Source organism: Cytobacillus oceanisediminis (genome assembly GCF_022811925.1).
Classification (GTDB): domain Bacteria; phylum Bacillota; class Bacilli; order Bacillales; family Cytobacillaceae; genus Cytobacillus; species Cytobacillus oceanisediminis_D.
This window is the reverse complement of record NZ_CP065511.1, coordinates 4413572-4430550: the sequence shown is the minus strand read 5'-3', so window position 1 is coordinate 4430550 and position 16979 is coordinate 4413572. Positions and strand designations below refer to the sequence as shown.

The 16979-nt window shown below is 40.2% G+C and carries 19 protein-coding genes; 14 read left to right on the top strand and 5 right to left on the bottom strand.

The genetic code is table 11. The features are described from left to right. Positions 1 to 225: 225 nt before the first annotated feature. From IRB79_RS22280 to IRB79_RS22250, 7 genes are all read left to right on the top strand, one after another. Positions 226 to 861: an O-methyltransferase gene (locus IRB79_RS22280; RefSeq protein ID WP_243509615.1), complete on the top strand. Its 636-nt coding sequence runs from the start codon at positions 226 to 228 to the stop codon at positions 859 to 861. Between the two features lie 5 nt (positions 862 to 866). Further along, the gene (locus IRB79_RS22275) at positions 867 to 1796 is read left to right on the top strand and encodes a peptidase U32 family protein (RefSeq protein ID WP_243504976.1); all 930 of its coding nucleotides are present in this window, start codon (positions 867 to 869) and stop codon (positions 1794 to 1796) included. Between the two features lie 35 nt (positions 1797 to 1831). After that, positions 1832 to 3100 (top strand): peptidase U32 family protein, encoded by a 1269-nt coding sequence (locus IRB79_RS22270; RefSeq protein WP_243504975.1) that lies wholly within the window; start codon positions 1832 to 1834, stop codon positions 3098 to 3100. Between the two features lie 3 nt (positions 3101 to 3103). Beyond that, positions 3104 to 3739 (top strand): uridine kinase, encoded by a 636-nt coding sequence (gene udk, locus IRB79_RS22265; protein ID WP_053434308.1) that lies wholly within the window; start codon positions 3104 to 3106, stop codon positions 3737 to 3739. Positions 3740 to 3990: 251 nt separating this feature from the next. Further along, complete coding sequence (greA, locus tag IRB79_RS22260; protein ID WP_009333053.1) at positions 3991 to 4467, top strand: transcription elongation factor GreA; 477 nt, start codon at positions 3991 to 3993, stop codon at positions 4465 to 4467. Positions 4468 to 4525: 58 nt separating this feature from the next. Then, positions 4526 to 6316: a peptidoglycan D,D-transpeptidase FtsI family protein gene (locus IRB79_RS22255; RefSeq protein WP_243504974.1), complete on the top strand. Its 1791-nt coding sequence runs from the start codon at positions 4526 to 4528 to the stop codon at positions 6314 to 6316. Between the two features lie 426 nt (positions 6317 to 6742). Next, the gene (locus tag IRB79_RS22250; protein ID WP_243504973.1) at positions 6743 to 7411 is read left to right on the top strand and encodes a YrrS family protein; all 669 of its coding nucleotides are present in this window, start codon (positions 6743 to 6745) and stop codon (positions 7409 to 7411) included. 28 nt (positions 7412 to 7439) lie between these two features. On the opposite strand, the gene IRB79_RS22245 is transcribed toward IRB79_RS22250, so the two are convergent. Next, positions 7440 to 7646, bottom strand: coding sequence for a YrzA family protein (locus IRB79_RS22245; protein ID WP_243504972.1), 207 nt, complete (start codon positions 7644 to 7646; stop codon positions 7440 to 7442). A 222-nt stretch (positions 7647 to 7868) separates the two neighbouring features. On the opposite strand from IRB79_RS22245, the gene mtnN reads away from it, so the two are divergent. From mtnN to sigK, 4 genes are all read left to right on the top strand, one after another. Next, positions 7869 to 8567, top strand: a complete 699-nt coding sequence (gene mtnN, locus IRB79_RS22240) for a 5'-methylthioadenosine/S-adenosylhomocysteine nucleosidase (RefSeq protein ID WP_243504971.1) — start codon at positions 7869 to 7871, stop codon at positions 8565 to 8567. 231 nt (positions 8568 to 8798) lie between these two features. Next, positions 8799 to 9059, top strand: coding sequence for a YrhC family protein (locus tag IRB79_RS22235; protein ID WP_243504969.1), 261 nt, complete (start codon positions 8799 to 8801; stop codon positions 9057 to 9059). Positions 9060 to 9434: 375 nt separating this feature from the next. Further along, positions 9435 to 9575: a YrzI family small protein gene (locus IRB79_RS22230; RefSeq protein WP_113882862.1), complete on the top strand. Its 141-nt coding sequence runs from the start codon at positions 9435 to 9437 to the stop codon at positions 9573 to 9575. An 807-nt stretch (positions 9576 to 10382) separates the two neighbouring features. After that, positions 10383 to 11102: an RNA polymerase sporulation sigma factor SigK gene (sigK, locus tag IRB79_RS22225; protein ID WP_009333047.1), complete on the top strand. Its 720-nt coding sequence runs from the start codon at positions 10383 to 10385 to the stop codon at positions 11100 to 11102. Positions 11103 to 11420: 318 nt separating this feature from the next. On the opposite strand, the gene IRB79_RS22220 is transcribed toward sigK, so the two are convergent. Both IRB79_RS22220 and IRB79_RS22215 read right to left on the bottom strand, forming a co-directional pair. Continuing rightward, positions 11421 to 12386 (bottom strand): F510_1955 family glycosylhydrolase, encoded by a 966-nt coding sequence (locus IRB79_RS22220; RefSeq protein WP_243504968.1) that lies wholly within the window; start codon positions 12384 to 12386, stop codon positions 11421 to 11423. Between the two features lie 121 nt (positions 12387 to 12507). Then, positions 12508 to 12672 carry a hypothetical protein gene (locus IRB79_RS22215; RefSeq protein ID WP_243504966.1) on the bottom strand — a complete coding sequence of 55 codons (165 nt, stop codon included), beginning with the start codon at positions 12670 to 12672 and terminating at the stop codon, positions 12508 to 12510. A 163-nt stretch (positions 12673 to 12835) separates the two neighbouring features. Between IRB79_RS22215 and IRB79_RS22210 the strand changes: the two genes are divergently transcribed. Together IRB79_RS22210 and IRB79_RS22205 are read left to right on the top strand one after the other, a co-directional pair. Further along, positions 12836 to 13042 (top strand): hypothetical protein, encoded by a 207-nt coding sequence (locus IRB79_RS22210; protein ID WP_243509691.1) that lies wholly within the window; start codon positions 12836 to 12838, stop codon positions 13040 to 13042. 73 nt (positions 13043 to 13115) lie between these two features. After that, positions 13116 to 14912: a M3 family oligoendopeptidase gene (locus IRB79_RS22205; protein WP_243504965.1), complete on the top strand. Its 1797-nt coding sequence runs from the start codon at positions 13116 to 13118 to the stop codon at positions 14910 to 14912. Positions 14913 to 14951: 39 nt separating this feature from the next. Here IRB79_RS22205 and pssA read toward each other — a convergent pair whose 3' ends face one another. Then, positions 14952 to 15491 (bottom strand): CDP-diacylglycerol--serine O-phosphatidyltransferase, encoded by a 540-nt coding sequence (pssA, locus tag IRB79_RS22200; protein WP_243504964.1) that lies wholly within the window; start codon positions 15489 to 15491, stop codon positions 14952 to 14954. Positions 15492 to 15765: 274 nt separating this feature from the next. Here pssA and IRB79_RS22195 point away from each other — a divergent pair, with 274 nt between their 5' ends. Beyond that, positions 15766 to 16542 (top strand): phosphatidylserine decarboxylase, encoded by a 777-nt coding sequence (locus IRB79_RS22195; protein ID WP_243504963.1) that lies wholly within the window; start codon positions 15766 to 15768, stop codon positions 16540 to 16542. A 73-nt stretch (positions 16543 to 16615) separates the two neighbouring features. Here IRB79_RS22195 and IRB79_RS22190 read toward each other — a convergent pair whose 3' ends face one another. Next, complete coding sequence (locus tag IRB79_RS22190) at positions 16616 to 16756, bottom strand: sporulation histidine kinase inhibitor Sda (RefSeq protein WP_035331211.1); 141 nt, start codon at positions 16754 to 16756, stop codon at positions 16616 to 16618. Between the last annotated feature and the right edge of the window lie 223 nt (positions 16757 to 16979).

Here is a 16979-nt window from a genome sequence, read left to right as displayed (position 1 = left end):
GGTGTTTTAATACAAGCTTTGCGATAGCGTAAATCACGGACAAGCATGGATACAGGCTCACCTAAGCCGGAATGCCGCACAGCGCATTTTCACATCCTATCTGTGAACGCTATTTTTTCATGTCTAAATAGAATAGCGGAAAGGGACGACAAGATTAAGACCCGAGAGTCCTGAGAGCCGCAGCTGGACAATAAAATTCCGTCTGATCGAGGTGATGCCAGCTTGATGAATGATAAGCTGCATGCATATATAGAGGAAATAATACCTGAAAGACCCCATTTACTGAACAAAATGGAGCAATACGCCAAGGAACATAATGTTCCGATCATGGAACTGGCAGGAATCGAGGCGATGCTTCAGCTTTTGCGCATCCAAAAGCCGAAAGCGATTTTGGAAGTAGGCACGGCAATTGGCTATTCTGCACTCAGAATGGCATTCGCAGTTCCTGAAGCGAAAATTGTTACAATTGAACGCGATGTGGAACGTTACCAGCTTGCCGAGCAATATATAGATGAAGCCCGGAAAAAGGAGCAAATCCTCATCATAAAGGGAGATGCACTGGAAGTTGAGGAGGACGTAAAAAAACACGGGCCCTATGATGCAATTTTTATCGATGCAGCAAAGGGTCAATATCAGCGGTTTTTTGAATTATATTCCCGCTATCTCTCTTATGACGGTGTAATCATTACCGATAATGTCCTTTTTAAAGGCCTTGTGTGTGAATCTGATATAGAAAATAAACGTATTCGGAATCTGGTTAAAAAAATTGATGTGTTTAATAAATGGTTAATGAGTCATCCTGAATATCACACAGTTATTTTGCCTGTTGGGGATGGCGTGGCAATTAGTAAAAAGAGGTGATAATAATGAAAAAACCTGAACTGTTAGTAACACCCACAAGAATTGAAGATATCGAGCAGCTTGTGTCGGCTGGTGCAGATGCCTTTGTTGTAGGTGAACAGCGTTATGGACTGAGGCTTGCAGGAGAATTCACAAGGGAAGATGTGAAAAAAGCGGTGGAAATTGCCCACAAGCATGAAAAACAAGTGTTTGTGGCGATGAATGCTTTATTTCATAATGATAAAGTGCCTGAGCTCGAGGACTATATCAGTTTCTTAAAAGAAATAAATGCTGATGCTGTTATCTTCGGGGATCCGGCTGTATTAATGGCAGCCCGTTCGGCTGCCCCTGACATGAAGCTCCATTGGAATACCGAAACTACTGCAACAAACTGGTATACATGCAACTACTGGGGCAGAAAGGGTGCTAAACGCGCAGTCCTGGCAAGAGAGATTAATATGGATGCCATCATTGAAATAAAAGAAAATGCTGAAGTGGAAATTGAAGTGCAGGTTCATGGCATGACTGCAATGTTCCAATCAAAGCGCTCCCTGCTTGGCAATTATTATGAATACCAGGGAAAAGCCCTGGAAGTTGAAAACCGTAAACAGGAAAAAAATATGTTCCTTCACGATAAGGAACGGGAAAACAAATACCCGATCTTCGAAGATGAAAATGGCACTCATATCATGAGCCCTAATGACATCTGCATTATAGATGAACTGCAGGAAATGATTGAAGCAGGCGTTGATTCATTTAAAATTGATGGAATATTAAAAAGCCCGGACTACATTATCGAAGTCACTAAACTCTACAGAAAAGCTATTGATCTATGTGTCGAAGACCCGGACCAATACGATGAAATAAAAGACGGCCTTCTCGCTGAAATTGAAGAAATTCAGCCGGCGAACCGTCCGATTGATACTGGATTCTTCTTTAAAGAAACCGTCTACTGATTTGAATATATAAAAAAGAAGGAGGAGGAAGCTTTATGGCAGCTGTAAAAGAGAAAATTTCCGAAATTGTCAACGGCAAAAGGGTTATTGTAAAGAAGCCTGAATTGCTTGCTCCGGCAGGAAACCTTGAAAAGCTGAAGATTGCCGTCCACTATGGTGCAGACGCCGTGTTCATCGGCGGACAGGAATATGGCCTCCGTTCGAACGCAGGCAACTTCACTTTTGAAGAAATGAAAGAAGGCGTGGAATTCGCCAAAAAATACGGAGCTAAGATTTATGTCACAACCAATATTTTCGCACATAACGAAAATATTGATGGTCTTGAGGAGTATTTGCTGGGCCTTAAAGAAGCAGGAGTAGCAGGAATCATTGTAGCAGATCCGCTTATCATTGAAACCTGCCGGCGTGTTGCACCGGAGATAGAAGTCCATTTAAGCACGCAGCAATCCCTATCCAACTGGAAGGCAGTCGAGTTCTGGAAAGAAGAAGGCTTGGAGCGTGTCGTCCTTGCCCGTGAAACAAGTGCGGAGGAAATCAAAGAAATGAAGGAGAAGGTTGACATTGAAATTGAAACCTTCATCCACGGGGCAATGTGTATTGCCTACTCCGGACGCTGTACACTCAGCAATCATATGACAGCCCGTGATTCCAACAGGGGCGGCTGCTGTCAATCCTGCCGCTGGGATTATGACTTATACCAGCTTGAAGGCGAGAATGAAGTTCCTTTATACAGTGAAGGAGTTGCTCCTTTTGCAATGAGTCCGAAAGATCTTAAGCTGATTGAATCAATTCCCCGTATGATTGAACTGGGAATCGACAGCTTAAAAATAGAAGGACGCATGAAATCCATTCATTACATTGCAACAGTAGTCAGCGTTTACCGTAAAGTGATTGATGCCTATTGTGCAGATCCAGATAACTTCAAGATTAAGCAGGAATGGCTTGAAGAGCTTGATAAATGTGCAAACCGCGAAACAGCTCCCGCTTTCTTTGAAGGGGTTCCTGGGTATAAAGAGCAAATGTTTGGAAATCATAGCAAAAAGACGAATATCGATTTCGTCGGGCTTGTACTGGAATACAATCAGGATACAAAAATTGTTACCCTTCAGCAAAGAAACAAATTTCAGCCTGGAGAGGAAGTTGAATTCTTCGGTCCTGAAATTGATAATTTTACACAAGTCATCGATAAAATATGGGATGAAAAAGGCAATGAGCTGGATGCAGCGCGCCATCCGCTTCAAATTGTTCAATTTAAGGTTGATAAGCCGGTATACCCTAACAACATGATGCGAAAGGAGCTCTAATCAATGAAACGCAAACCCGTTGTAATTGGGGTGGCCGGCGGTTCCGGCTCAGGTAAAACGAGCGTGACCAAAGCGATCTATGACCGTTTCAAAGGGCACTCAATCCTTATGATAGAACAAGACTATTATTATAAGGATCAGACTCATCTGCCTTTTGAAGAAAGATTGAAAACGAATTATGACCATCCTCTAGCATTTGATAACGATTTGCTAATTGAACATATTGAAAGCCTGCTGAGATATGAACCGATTAACAAGCCTGTATATGATTATGCCATGCATACAAGGTCAGAAGAGGTAATTGAAGTCGAACCAAAGGATGTAATCATCTTAGAAGGCATTCTGATCCTTGAGGATGAGAGGCTCCGTAATCTGATGGATATGAAATTATATGTAGATACGGATGCCGACCTGCGTATTATCCGCCGCTTATTCAGGGATATAAAAGAACGGGGACGCACCATGGATTCAGTCATAGAACAATATGTAAATGTGGTACGGCCAATGCATAATCAATTTATTGAACCGACCAAAAGATATGCTGACATCATTATCCCAGAAGGCGGGCATAATTATGTTGCCATCGATTTAATGGTCACAAAAATTCAAACAATTCTTGAACAAAAGTCATTTTTATGAAACAATAGCATTGAAAATGTTCTATAGGACTTATCCTTTTACCGAATGGCTGTGTTAAGATCCGATGCTGATTCTAGCTTTAGGCCGTCAGTCAAAATCTTCTTGAGCCAGTCAACATAAAAAGATGATCTGCGCGCCCTTTAACAAAGGACGCGCTCCTGTTCATTTTCCTAAAAATATGATAAAAAGAAGTACATACATTATAGAACACATACTTTTTAAAGAATGTGTAATTCGAAGGAGTGAAGGTTTTGGCTACAGAAAAGGTTTTCCCAATGACACAAGCAGGTAAAGAAAAACTTGAGCAGGAACTTGAATATTTAAAATCGGTTAAACGCAAAGAAGTGGTTGAACGTATAAAAATCGCAAGAAGCTTCGGAGATCTTTCCGAGAACTCAGAATATGATTCAGCGAAAGAAGAGCAGGCATTTGTTGAGGGCCGGATTACCACTCTTGAAAATATGATCCGCAATGCAAAGATAATCCAAGAGGAAGAAATGGCCGGAGATATTGTGGGGCTTGGCCGTTCCGTTACTTTCGTAGAGCTTCCAGATGGAGACGAAGAAACTTACACCATCGTGGGAAGTGCAGAGGCAGATCCTTTTGAAGGAAAAATCTCAAATGATTCCCCTATTGCAAAAAGCCTGATTGGCCGTACAGTTGGAGACGAAGTGACTGTTCAGACTCCTGGTGGAGAAATGAACGTACGCATTGTTTCCATTAAATAATAATAGCTGGTTTGAAATCAGAAAACCTCGTCAAGACTTTTGACGAGGTGTTTTTTTTATGTGGAGAAAAAGAGCAGTTGGCTGGCTTATCGTTAGTTTCATGATCCTTTGTTTTCTTATGGGCAGACTGATACAGCTGCAGCTTGTTTCAACAGATCATTTTACAGGCAGAGAAATCAATCTATTGGAAGCGAGTGTCCGTCAGCGGTCCCAGGAGATGATTATTGATGCCGGGAGAGGGAATTTCCTGGATCGCAGCGGAAATCCAATGACATTTGAAAATAAATCTGTTCTTATATTATTCCCCTTCCTTGCAAAAATGGAGTGGGATATAAAGAAGATATCTGAAATTACGGGTGCTTCGGAGTATTCTTTGCGACATTCAGTTGAGAATGCAAAAGAACCGTTTGCCTTTGGAACCCCAGAGCCAATACAGCTGTCATTCGATCAGATGGAAGATATCAATGCATTGAAAATTCCGGGTGTCTTTGCTGTTGAGAAGAAATACAGACGTTCTGAGAAACCAGCAGCTCAGCTAATTGGAATTACCGGACAAAATCAGAACGTTTTAAATGAAAGGTATCCGGACAAAGATCTGTCTTCTGACACAATGATCGGCATTACCGGCATGGAGAAAAGCTTTGATGAGTTTCTGCTTCCTGAAGGGGCATCAAAACTTGTATATCATGTGGATGGGACAGGCGGACCGCTGTTTGGGATTGATGTAAAATATGTTGAGCCAGCAAACCCCTTTTATCCGGTCAATATTAAAACCACTTTGGACTATGATTTGCAGATGATGGCCGAAAAATTGGCTGATCAGCATGGGATTAAAAAAGGCGGAGTTGTCCTCCTTGATATAGAGACTAATTCGGTTTTGGCAATGGTGTCACGTCCATCCATTAATAAAGATAATCCTTTTGATGAAGAAAGCCGCGGGACGGTTAATCATATGATTAAACAGCAAATTATGGGATCGGTTTTTAAAACTGTGGTGGCAGCCGCGGCAATTGATCATGGTCTGGACGATCCGCAAAGGCAATTTGACTGCAGCAGGAAAATAAACGGGGAGCCCGATCTTAAATACCAGCATGGGATGCTGAATTTTAATGATAGCTTTGCCAGAAGCTGCAATAATACATTTGCTTCCATTGCTAAGGAGCTAAAAGATATTAACCCGGATCTCCTTGAGGAGTATGCAGAAAAGCTTTCATTAATCGGTCCTGTGAGCTGGCAGGGGGATATTTATCATTTTAATGATTTCAAACAGCTTCAAGATGAAGAAAAAGGACGTGTATTTTTGTCTGAAGATGCAAAAAAAGACAGTAATTTTGCAGGCCTGACAGGGATCGGACAGCATGAAGTGAGAGCCACTCCACTTGCTGTTGCCAACATGATGGCAACTATAGCAAGAGGAGGCGAAAAAGAAATGGTCCGGGTTGCTTCTGAAATAGAATATAGAAACAGTTCATCTCTTATAGAGTTCAAGAAGCAGAAGCTGGGAGATATAATTGCCCCTTTTACTGCTATGAAGCTTCAAAGGCTGCTTAGGGAAGTAGTAATAAATGAAGAAGGGACCGGCCGCTGGTTTAAAGAACTTCCATACGAAACTGCAGGTAAATCGGGCACTGCAGAAACAGGCATAATGGCAGATGGAAAACAGCTTCACAATAAATGGTTTGCTGGTTATTTCCCTTATAAAAATCCAAAATATGCCCTTGTAGCGGTAAACCTGGAAGTTACTGAAGACACAGGAGGGGTAAATCCGCTTTTTGCTGATATTGTGAAAGAAATCTATAACAATAATCATAAAAAAGAAAATCCTCCATCTGACTCTGCAGACTCTTAAACAAATATGGTATAGTGTAACTTTCCGCATGCTGACGTCGTCCATTTAATTGCTGGCAGTACCTGAGTCCATAGGTTATTTCTTTTAAGATAACCTGATTCCATGTTAGAATGTTGACAGCCGCTGTTTGGGTAAAGTAATCCTCATTTTTTTAATATTGATTCTTTCAACGTATGTAGATTTTATGCATAAAGTTTATGCACTGAGTTGATTGGAGCGGAGGGCACTTGACTCCTGCGGGAAGTGAGGGAATGCGAGACCCCACAGGCAAAGCCGAGGAGGCTCGCAGCACTCCCCGCGGAAAGCAAGTGCCTGTAGCGGAAATCAACGGACTGAATTATAAGTAAAAATAATATTATATTAGTATATCAAACAGATCCTTTTGATATTTACTTGTAATCCTGACAGATTGGGGAGGAGAAAGCCTTGAAAGGAAATAGCAGAGAATCCCGTTTTGGAAAACGGGAAAAAAGAAAAAAAACAAATATCGTTTTAAATAGTCTTATTGCACTTGTTATCGTCTTGATTATTTTTGTCTCTGCCAAAATATTCTTTGGCGGAAATAATGACCAGGCACTGCCTGCTGATGAACAGACAGCATCTGAGAATGAATCGAAACAAAATGAGAATAACCAGGAAGACCAGGGCAATGACGTGGAGAAGGATAAAGAGGACGAGAATATAGATAATGATTCCGAAGAGGAAGAAAAAGAGGCAGAAGAAAATGAAGCGGAAGAGGAATCAGAAGAAGATAAAGAACAAGTCGTAACAGAAGGCGGAAGCGGGCCTGATGTTGAAAAAACGATTGAAAATCCAGCATGGAAACCAGTCGGCACATCTCAGTCCGGAGAACATACTGCTGTCTACGATCAAAATCATGTGGATTGGCAGGAAATGCTCAGTGCCATTCAATATGCTACAGGTATTGAACAGGGCAATATGACTGTTTGGTTCCTTGGCAATAATGGGCCAAACAGCTCTGTTGGGACAATTTCCACAAAAGATCAAAGCGAAAAGTACCGAGTCTATATTGACTGGGTTGACGGAGAAGGCTGGAAGCCATCCAAAGTGGAAGTTTTAAATGAAATAAATTAATTAGGTAATAAGGACGCCAGTGGCGTCCTTATTTTTTTGCCTTAAAGTGCACCACTGCCGAGTAATACGTTCTCCCATTCTCATCGAGATGCATTTGATGGGAAACGTGATGGACGGTTAAAAGAATTGCTTTATTATGCTCAATCTGCGCATTTATTTTCTTTTCAAGCTCTTTTAAATCAGGAGCCTCATAGAACTCAACCTTATCTTCTATCAAATCAAACTGAAAATTCATTGTGATTCCCTTCCTTTCAATACTGTTTTACAATATTTATTTTATGGGGTGCATTTTAGTCTGGCAACTTTCAAATCTGGATAGGGGTATATATCGATAGATTTTCGAATATGGTAAACATCCCGTCTATGATGGTAGAATAGAGTTTGGATACTGCATATGGGCATTCTAATACTGATGAATGCAATCAAAAGATTAGAAAAATGAGAAAGAGGTTTTATAATGAAAATAGCTATTATTGGAGCAATGGAAGAGGAAGTTACTTTACTTAGAGATAAAATAGAAGACAGGCACCAGGAAACCATCGCCGGATGCGAGTTTACAGCAGGTAAAATGAATAGCGCGGACGTTGTGCTTCTCCGTTCAGGAATAGGTAAAGTAAACGCAGCCATGTCTACTGCTATTCTTTTGGAGAGATATAAGCCGGATTATGTAATCAATACCGGTTCTGCTGGAGGCTTTAATCCTGAACTGAATGTGGGCGATACGGTAATCTCAACAGAGGTTAGGCATCATGATGTAGACGTTACCGCTTTTGGCTACGAATATGGCCAGGTGCCGCAATTGCCGCCTGCTTTTGAAGCAGATGGCAGTCTGGTGCAGATCGCTGAAGCGTGTGCAAAGGAAATCGGGGATATCCAGGTTGTCAGAGGGCTAATTGCAACAGGTGATTCCTTCATGAATGATCCGGCAAGAGTGGATTATATCCGTGATAAATTTACAGATTTGCAGGCAGTAGAAATGGAAGCAGCGGCGGTGGCACAGGTTGCTCATCAATTTCAGACTCCTTTTGTTATCATTCGTGCACTCTCTGATATTGCTGGAAAAGAATCCGATGTTTCATTTGAGCAATTTTTGGAGAAGGCGGCACTTCATTCCGCTACGCTGGTAATGAAGATTGTGGATGCCCTAAAGCAGTAATAAAAGATAACGGCGTTTTGGCGGCTTTTCATCATGGGAAGCCGTCTTTTCGTATTATCAGAATCTATATGTTTGAACTTCGATAACTGTCTAGCTTCAGGCGCCTTCCGCTTTTCTAATTTGGAGGTTTTTCCCTCGCTTACATTATTTACATCACCTTCGCATCTGACATATATGTTAAAGTAGGATTATATTCTTTAATAAGACCTATTCCATAGAAGGTGATAATAAATGAAGAATGAAGCAAAGCATTTATTTGAAAAAATGGTGGATTTCAAGCGTTTTGCAATTTCTATGCTTGCTGTCGGATCATTTTTTTACATTGGTTTGATTATCCCTGACACTGCAAATGCAGTTTCTGATTTATATATAATGGCTGGATCTTCTTCAGCTTTCCTCTTTGGCTCAATCCTTTTCTTTATCCTTTCAAAACGATGCAGAAGTAAATTGAATGAAACGGATAAAGGCCAGGAATACCTAATGAGGAAATAATTAAAATTAAACGTCCGGATTTCCGGGCGTTTTTTTTATAAAATAAAAAATTTAATAAAAATGATCAAAAAAGGTTTACAAACTATATAATCGTGGATATAATTACCAATGTAAGTGAAAAATTCTAAAAAGGAGGTCGAATGAAATGATGTTAAAGGCAATTGTATTAGAAGCACAGCTAAATAAATATTTTACGAATTCGACCTACATGGAATGGATCGCTTAGATTTGCTTAATTGACATTACATATCCATGCCTCAGGGAGAATTGTGCCCTGCGGTTTTTTATGCCTTATGGCCAGGCCGCTGGGAGTGTATCTCTTTGCGGCTTTTTTGTGCCTTCAGGCCGGATATGAAAGAGGAGGTGGAATATCTAATGACATTAAATATATTATTTTTGACAGTCACAATAAAAAAACGTCAATTATCAGCAGAAGATGTTGTTCGCGAACAAATGGCTAAAAAAATTATCGATCAAAACCGTGATCGTCAATTCTCTATTTACCGTCCATTTTAATTTCAGTGATAGAAAATTAGGAAAGGTGGTTTGCTAAATGTTTTACATTTTACAAGGACGTCAGGCAATTTTCTGGGTGGAGAAAGATTCCACCTAACGAAGCTGTAACCGGTTAGGAGGTAAGGTGCATGTCTTTGCATATTTTAATTTTAACCCTGAAATTCCGTAAAAAAAGGAACTGATCCACTTGATCCGGATTAACAGAATGTTCACATTCCTCTCCTTTTCTGAAGCAAAAACCATGTTACATTAAAGAAAATAAGGAATTTAATAGGGGTGTGAAAGATGTTCTGGATCGTAATGGGAATGGTTGTGTGCGGCACTATCGGCTGCATCATATCGGCTGAGGTAAGCGTAGCAGAGTAACTTGCAATAAAAGAAAAAGGACTGACTTTGGGATTGAAAAGTCAGTCCTTTTTGTTTGGGAAAATCCAGAGAAATAAGACGATTCCAGAAACTGCGAGCAATATCAGCAAGGTCTTAAAAGAAAAACCTTCGAATATAAATTTGGCAAGGCTGTCAAGCAGAACAATAAAAAAAACGAGAGCTAAAATGATTCTCTGGGCATTCAAATATCAAAACCTCTTTCTTCCAAAGCTATGTATTAGGGATACCAGCGATAATTATTTATTACATGAATGATTATATCCTATTATCATGACGGAAAGCTTGTCTAATTACAGAGAAAATGAAGAATGAAATATTTTCTGAAGAAAATATCTCTATTGGACAGACAAAAACAACTCCATCCATACATAGGAATTAGTTATAGACATTTTTGAACGCATTCTAAGCGGGGGTGGAACGATGTCCGGTATTTTAACTGCACTCGGGTTTTTGGTTAAGGAGATTGTGTTTCTTGTATCTTATGTAAAAAATAATGCATTTCCTCAACCGCTGTCTCCTGCAGATGAAAAGAAATACCTGCGATTGATGGCTGCAGGCGATGCGCATGCCCGTAATATGCTTATTGAACATAATCTAAGGCTGGTCGCCCATATTGTTAAGAAATTCGAAAACACAGGCGAGGATTCTGAAGATCTGATATCAATAGGGACAATCGGACTGATAAAGGCCATCGAGAGCTATTCGGAAGGAAAAGGCACAAAACTTGCCACCTATGCAGCCCGCTGTATTGAAAATGAGATACTGATGCACTTGCGGGCACTGAAGAAGACGAAAAAAGATGTATCCCTTCATGATCCCATCGGGCAGGACAAAGAAGGGAACGAAATATCCCTTATTGACGTTCTTAAGTCGGAATCTGAGGATGTTATTAATACGATTCAGCTAAATATGGAGCTGGAAAAAGTGAAGGAGTATATTGATGTTTTAGATGATAGAGAAAAAGAAGTAATTGTCGGCAGGTTCGGGCTTGACCTGCAAAAAGAAAAAACACAAAGAGAAATTGCCAAAGAGCTTGGCATCTCAAGAAGTTATGTCTCCCGTATTGAAAAGAGGGCACTGATGAAAATGTTCCATGAGTTTTATCGGGCGGAAAAAGAAAAAAGGAAAAATAACAGCTAAAGGGACAGTTTGACTGTCCCTTTGGTTATTGTATAGGAAGTATATAATGGGGCGGTGTGAATAACTCTGCGGAAAGGTTGTCTGCATCCAGCTCCAGCGCCTAGCCCCTCGGGTCATAAGCCAAATCACTCCAGAAATCAGGACAAGGAACGCTTCGGCAGAGATGCTTCGCCCGACCAAAGCTTGCTTTGGGAGGTTTCCTGCGTGATTCGTCTTATGCCTGTCGGACTTGCACAGGATGTGCAGACTTCAACGTTCGCCACAGGACGTGGCGGTCTTTAGTTGAAGTTCCTCTGATCAAAGCGCTTCCGCTTTTGGTTATTCTATTCTTCCATTTTTTAATAAAAGCTGCCAGTTCTCACCGCTGTCTGCAGATTCATATAAATCTTTGAGATAGGTTGAAATAGCAAGCTTTCCCTTAGATTTATTATCGGCAGAAATGTATGTAATAGGGTTGTCATAGCTGAGAAAAGGAATTTTAATTTGTGAGTTTTCCATCGTTGTAAGATCGATTTTGCTCATCTGAACCTTTTCCTGATCTGCATACGCGTAGTACAAGCTATTCTCCGTGAAAGTGAGGGCTGTAGCCATGATTGGCTCAGATACTAATTTTACAGTTTCACCTTTATCCTGTGAGAAGAAGATGCCGCTTCTTGTGGACATAGCCATGATTTCCGGATGAGTTGGATGTGCCGCGATCATACCAAGTGTGTCGGCCTCAAGCCCATTTAAGCTGACTGGATCCCATGTTTTGCCTGCGTCCTGAGAACGGTAGACACCTGCCTCAAGCTCATCGCTATTTTCCTGATTGATCATATAGATTATATTTGTATCATAGCCGGCAGCCAAAAAAGGAAAGGAACTTGTTCCGCTAAAAGCCAGGTTCTTGAGGGAAGCTCCTTTATCAGTGCTTTTCACAATACCAAGAGGGTTTTTTATGACAGAGTTCTTATCAGGATGGCCGCTGACAATAAATCCATCTTTGACTGCCTGAAAACCCATGTAGTAATGGTTAAGGGCAGTAGTCTCATGCCAAATGCCATCTTTAAAAAACTTTAAGCCATCGCTGGATGATAGATAGAGTCCAGTATCATTTCCCGGGTATCCTATTCCTTGAATATGCTCGATTTGCTGAGCTGATGCCTCAATAATAGTATAGTCAGCCTCATCTGAAGTTTTACTTGAAGGTTCATCAGCAGTTTTTTTACTTTGCTCTTCCTCAGCAGAACAGCCAGCTGCGAGCAATAACAGGAGAACTGCCAAAATCGTTCTGCCTTGTTTCATTCATTTCACTCCAATTCATATCGGTTCAATTGTTACGATCATTATCGATGTCATTATATAGTATTTCAGCGTAAAATAAAAAACCCTTGCCTGTGGAAGGGTTCATATAAATTGCTCCCTGTTAAGAGTGAAGAAAAAACTTATTCCGTTCCTCTTTCTTGAAATCGGAAAGGTGTTTAGTCACTTTGCCGGATCCCTTGCAGGCAGGGCAGGATTTCTTTATGAATTTACATGCTGTAATGCTGCCTGTGCCTTTGCATTTCTTGCAGATTGAGATAATCTTCATTTAACACTCCTCCCATAAAATTCCTTCTAGTATATTCTATGAACTATTCTAATAGCGGTGCTAAGAAATTACCGATTTTTCACCGTTATTTTAGTGTAAAAGCCTAAACGCTGGTCCTTTAATTACATATCCTAGTAATAGAAGGCGAAGGGAGGTAAAGGTTATGCCTTATGGTTATGGCGGTTATCCCGTTCCCACTCCTTATCCATACGGTTATTATGGAGGAGGAGGATTCTGGCTGGCCCTCGCAGTTGTACTGCTGATCCTGCTGCTTGTTTTTGGAGGATTTGCATACTATGGGGGGGCTATTTCAGGTAGATGTAATCAGCAGTTGGCTCATGCCAAGGGGTGTGGGCTTCTTTTTAAATAGAATATTTTATAGAAATTTCGGAAAAATCACGGTATAATATTTCTGTAATCGAAATTTTTTATGGGGGGATCATATGACTGTAACGGCCTATTCGTCAGTATGGGATTTGGATGTCTTTTTTAAGGATGGAAGCGACTCAGCAGAATTTGATCAGCATTTACAGGAAACAAGAAAGCATATTGATTCATTTTTTAATCAAATACATAACTGGCAGCCTGCTAATTCAGCTGCAGATGCAGCTGAAATAAGTGAAATCATTGAGCTTTTCCAGCAGACGGCAAGAAAAGTGCGCCAGGCTGGTGCTTTTGTAAGCTGTCTTCAGGCCCAGAATACCGAGGATAAGAAAGCGAAAGATCTTAGAGGGGCAACTACGGAACTTAGTGCAGTTTTTCAAAACGCTTTAACGGCATTTGATCAGAAGCTTGCAAGTTTAGAACAAAGTTCTTGGGAGCAAATTATAAATGATAAGTTTTTAAATGAACTCTCATTTGTATTAAACGAACGCCGCGAAAATGCTTCAGAAAGACTTTCGCAAGAGGAAGAAACTGTCATTAATGCTCTTGCTGTTGATGGTTACCACGGATGGGGCCAGATGTATGACGTAATAGTAGGAAATATAAAAATCCCTTACACTGAAAATGGCGAGATAAAGCAGCTTTCAGTTGGACAGGCTGCTAATAAGTTTTCAAGTCCTGACAGAAATTTGCGCAAGGAAGTTTTTGATAATTGGGAAAAATCATGGAACGGCCAGTCTGACTATTTATCTAAAACCTTAAATCATTTAGCCGGTTTTAGATTAAATGTTTATAAATTAAGAGGCTGGAATGACTTTCTCAAAGAACCTCTGGACTTAAACAGGATGAAAAAAGAAACTCTGGATACAATGTGGGATGTAATTTCCAGAAATAAAGCACCTCTTGTTAAATATTTGGAGAGAAAAGCAAAGCTTTTAGGCTTAGAAAAATTAAGCTGGTATGACCTGGATGCCCCGCTCTCCAAGTCAGAAACAAAATTAACTTATCAGCAGGGTGCAGACTTTATCCTTGAGCAGTTTGCTCACTTTGGAGAAGAAATGACAGCCTTTTCTAAAAAAGCGTTTGAAGAAAAATGGATTGAAGCAGAGGATCGTCCAGGAAAGGCGCCTGGCGGATTCCATACCTACTTCCCTGAAAGCAGCCAATCAAGGATATTTATGACATACTCAGGGACACCATCCAATGTTTCAACCCTGGCACATGAACTGGGGCATGGTTTTCATACATACGCAATGAGGGACCTACATTTACTGAATCGAAATTATGCCATGAATGTTGCTGAGACAGCTTCTACTTTTGCAGAAATGATTGTCTCTGATGCAGCAGTGAAAAATGCAGGGTCAGAAGAAGAAAAACTGGCGCTTTTAGAAGATAAAGTGCAAAGGTCTGTTGCGCTGCTAATGAATATCCATGCACGATTCCTGTTTGAAACACGATTCTATGAAGAAAGAAAACGGGGAAATGTAAGTGCGGACCGTCTGAATGAAATCATGACGGGTGCCCAAAAAGAAGCTTATGGCAGCGCACTTGATGAGTATCATCCATCTTTCTGGGCTTCAAAGCTCCATTTCTTTATTACTGGCGTGCCGTTTTATAACTTCCCATATACTTTTGGATATTTGTTCTCGCTTGGAATCTATGCACAGGCTCTTAAAGAAGGAAAAGGGTATGAAGAAAAATATATAGCATTATTAAAGGATACAGCATCGATGACAGTCGAAGATTTGGCTATGAAGCATTTAAATGCTGATTTAACAAAACCTGAGTTCTGGGAAAGTGCCGTTCAATTATGCATGGACGATGTGGAAGAGTTCCTGGCATTAACAGAAAATTAATAAAAATAGAAGCCGTGCTCTTTTGAGCACGGCTTTTTTTTACACTTTTTTCAGCCTGAAAGGGCTTATCATTAAAATGGAAAGTGTCAGCATTATAAAGAGAAATAAAGGCGAAGGCCAATATGGAACTGCCAGAAAGCATAAAGTGGCCAGACAGCCGGCAGCCGTTATCGGCAAGCCTGTAAAATAGCCATTATTTTCACAGATGTTAAAACGTGCAAGCCGCAAAGCTCCACATCCGATATATAGAGCAGTTAAGAAGGCACCTGGTGCCCCAAAATCATAAAGGACGCCCAAGTATAGGAGCAGTGCAGGAGCAACGCCAAAAGAAATAATATCACTCATGGAATCCAGCTGCTTTCCTAAATCCGATTCAATATTCATTTTTCTTGCTGCCATCCCATCAAAACGGTCAGCAAGAGCTGCAATAAAGATCAGCAGCACACTCAATTTCAAATTATCATTAATAGAAAATAAAATAGCAAAGCACCCTAAAAACAGGTTAGACAGAGTTAAGATATTGGCTGTCTGTGCCTTTAGCTTCTTGATGGTTAAATCAAGAACATCCTGTAAAAACATGTCAAACACTCCTTGCACCTGGGAATCACAGCTTGCAGACTATTAGAAGTTTTTTCTTATGGGCAATGTGTTAAAGTTTACTGTTAATTAGGAACTATCTGGAAGGATAGAAATAGAAGTAATCCACAGTATTTCAAGAAAAGCCAAAAATAAAAAAAGCGTCAAATCTGAGGAAGTCTATGGCAAACTTAGTTTTATATGTTATATAATAATATTTTATTCTATGCTTTTTATGCCTGTTCGTAAAGAACATATTTTTTAGGGGGCATGTCCTTTGTTAAAACCTGTATATCGCCTGCTGATTGAATTGACAAATGGAAGATGGACATCCGGGCTGCTGCAGAAATTTGCAAAATCAAATTTGAGCAGGCGGGTCATTCCGTCATTTACAAGGATTTATAATATAAATGAGAGTGAAATGGAAAAAAACCTGCATGAATATCCAACACTTCATGAGTTTTTCATTAGAAGGCTAAAAGAAGGTGCAAGAGTAACAGATGTGAGCCCTGACTCTGCAGTCAGTCCTGTAGATGCTGTAATCGAAGATGTTGGGAGCATCCGTGAGGACCGTATTATTACAGTAAAAGGAAAAAATTATTCCATCTCTGAGATGCTGGGTGAAAATAAAGCAGGAAAATATGCGGGCGGCACTTATATGATCTTTTATTTAAGTCCGAGCCACTATCATAGGATACACAGCCCGGTCACTGGAAAAGTAGCAGATCAATGGATTCTTGGGCTGAAATCTTTTCCGGTCAACAAATGGGGATTAAAATATGGAAGAGATACACTATCCAAAAATTATCGGAGCATAACTGAAGTGAGGCATGGTGATGCAGCAATCGCGATTGTGAAGGTTGGCGCTATGTTTGTAAATTCCATAGAGCTTACTCATGAAGGGGATCAACTTGAAAAAGGAAAGGAAATGGCCTATTTTACGTTTGGCTCTACTGTCATTCTCTTGTTTGAGCAAGGGAAATTCGAACTTGAAAAATCAATCAGGACTCCTGCTCACATTAAAGTAGGGGAGCGGATTGGGACGCTAATGTGAATGTGTGGCCATTTATTTCGGTTTTTAGGGAATACGGAGAATAAAAAAAGCCCTATTTAGGGCTTGTCCATTTTTAAGAAGTAACTTTTATTCTGTTTGATAGTGAGCGACGGTGGATTTCTGTTTCGATTAAACGAATGAAGTCTTTGCTAAGCTGCAGTTCCTTTGCTTTATAATATGATTCGATTAGTAATTCATCTGACAGTTTACGCATTCCTGTCCCACCTCCAGGTACTTGATATTTCAGTTCTAAAAGAATTATTTTATACATATAATGTAAGATTTTATGTTGTACCCCTACTCTAGCAAAATTAAACGATTAGAACAACTGTTCTCTTATCCACAGGAAACCGTGGATAACCTGTGATTAATATGTTTATAAAAAGGGAAAAAGTATAAAAATCATATTGGATTATGTGTATAAAGTTATCCACAGG

What these genes read in the sequence shown, in the direction of transcription:
- IRB79_RS22275 (WP_243504976.1), top strand. Translation starts at nt 867, where the DNA reads ATGAAAAAACCTGAACTGTTAGTAACACCCACAAGAATTGAAGATATC.
- IRB79_RS22190 (WP_035331211.1), bottom strand. Translation starts at nt 16,756, where the DNA reads ATGCGTAAACTGTCAGATGAATTACTAATCGAATCATATTATAAAGCA.
- IRB79_RS22215 (WP_243504966.1), bottom strand. Translation starts at nt 12,672, where the DNA reads ATGAAGATTATCTCAATCTGCAAGAAATGCAAAGGCACAGGCAGCATT.
- pssA (WP_243504964.1), bottom strand. Translation starts at nt 15,491, where the DNA reads ATGTTTTTACAGGATGTTCTTGATTTAACCATCAAGAAGCTAAAGGCA.
- sigK (WP_009333047.1), top strand. Translation starts at nt 10,383, where the DNA reads ATGTCCGGTATTTTAACTGCACTCGGGTTTTTGGTTAAGGAGATTGTG.
- IRB79_RS22210 (WP_243509691.1), top strand. Translation starts at nt 12,836, where the DNA reads ATGCCTTATGGTTATGGCGGTTATCCCGTTCCCACTCCTTATCCATAC.
- IRB79_RS22245 (WP_243504972.1), bottom strand. Translation starts at nt 7,646, where the DNA reads ATGAATTTTCAGTTTGATTTGATAGAAGATAAGGTTGAGTTCTATGAG.
- IRB79_RS22255 (WP_243504974.1), top strand. Translation starts at nt 4,526, where the DNA reads ATGTGGAGAAAAAGAGCAGTTGGCTGGCTTATCGTTAGTTTCATGATC.
- udk (WP_053434308.1), top strand. Translation starts at nt 3,104, where the DNA reads ATGAAACGCAAACCCGTTGTAATTGGGGTGGCCGGCGGTTCCGGCTCA.
- IRB79_RS22280 (WP_243509615.1), top strand. Translation starts at nt 226, where the DNA reads ATGAATGATAAGCTGCATGCATATATAGAGGAAATAATACCTGAAAGA.
- IRB79_RS22230 (WP_113882862.1), top strand. Translation starts at nt 9,435, where the DNA reads ATGACATTAAATATATTATTTTTGACAGTCACAATAAAAAAACGTCAA.
- IRB79_RS22270 (WP_243504975.1), top strand. Translation starts at nt 1,832, where the DNA reads ATGGCAGCTGTAAAAGAGAAAATTTCCGAAATTGTCAACGGCAAAAGG.
- IRB79_RS22220 (WP_243504968.1), bottom strand. Translation starts at nt 12,386, where the DNA reads ATGAAACAAGGCAGAACGATTTTGGCAGTTCTCCTGTTATTGCTCGCA.
- IRB79_RS22205 (WP_243504965.1), top strand. Translation starts at nt 13,116, where the DNA reads ATGACTGTAACGGCCTATTCGTCAGTATGGGATTTGGATGTCTTTTTT.
- IRB79_RS22235 (WP_243504969.1), top strand. Translation starts at nt 8,799, where the DNA reads ATGAAGAATGAAGCAAAGCATTTATTTGAAAAAATGGTGGATTTCAAG.
- mtnN (WP_243504971.1), top strand. Translation starts at nt 7,869, where the DNA reads ATGAAAATAGCTATTATTGGAGCAATGGAAGAGGAAGTTACTTTACTT.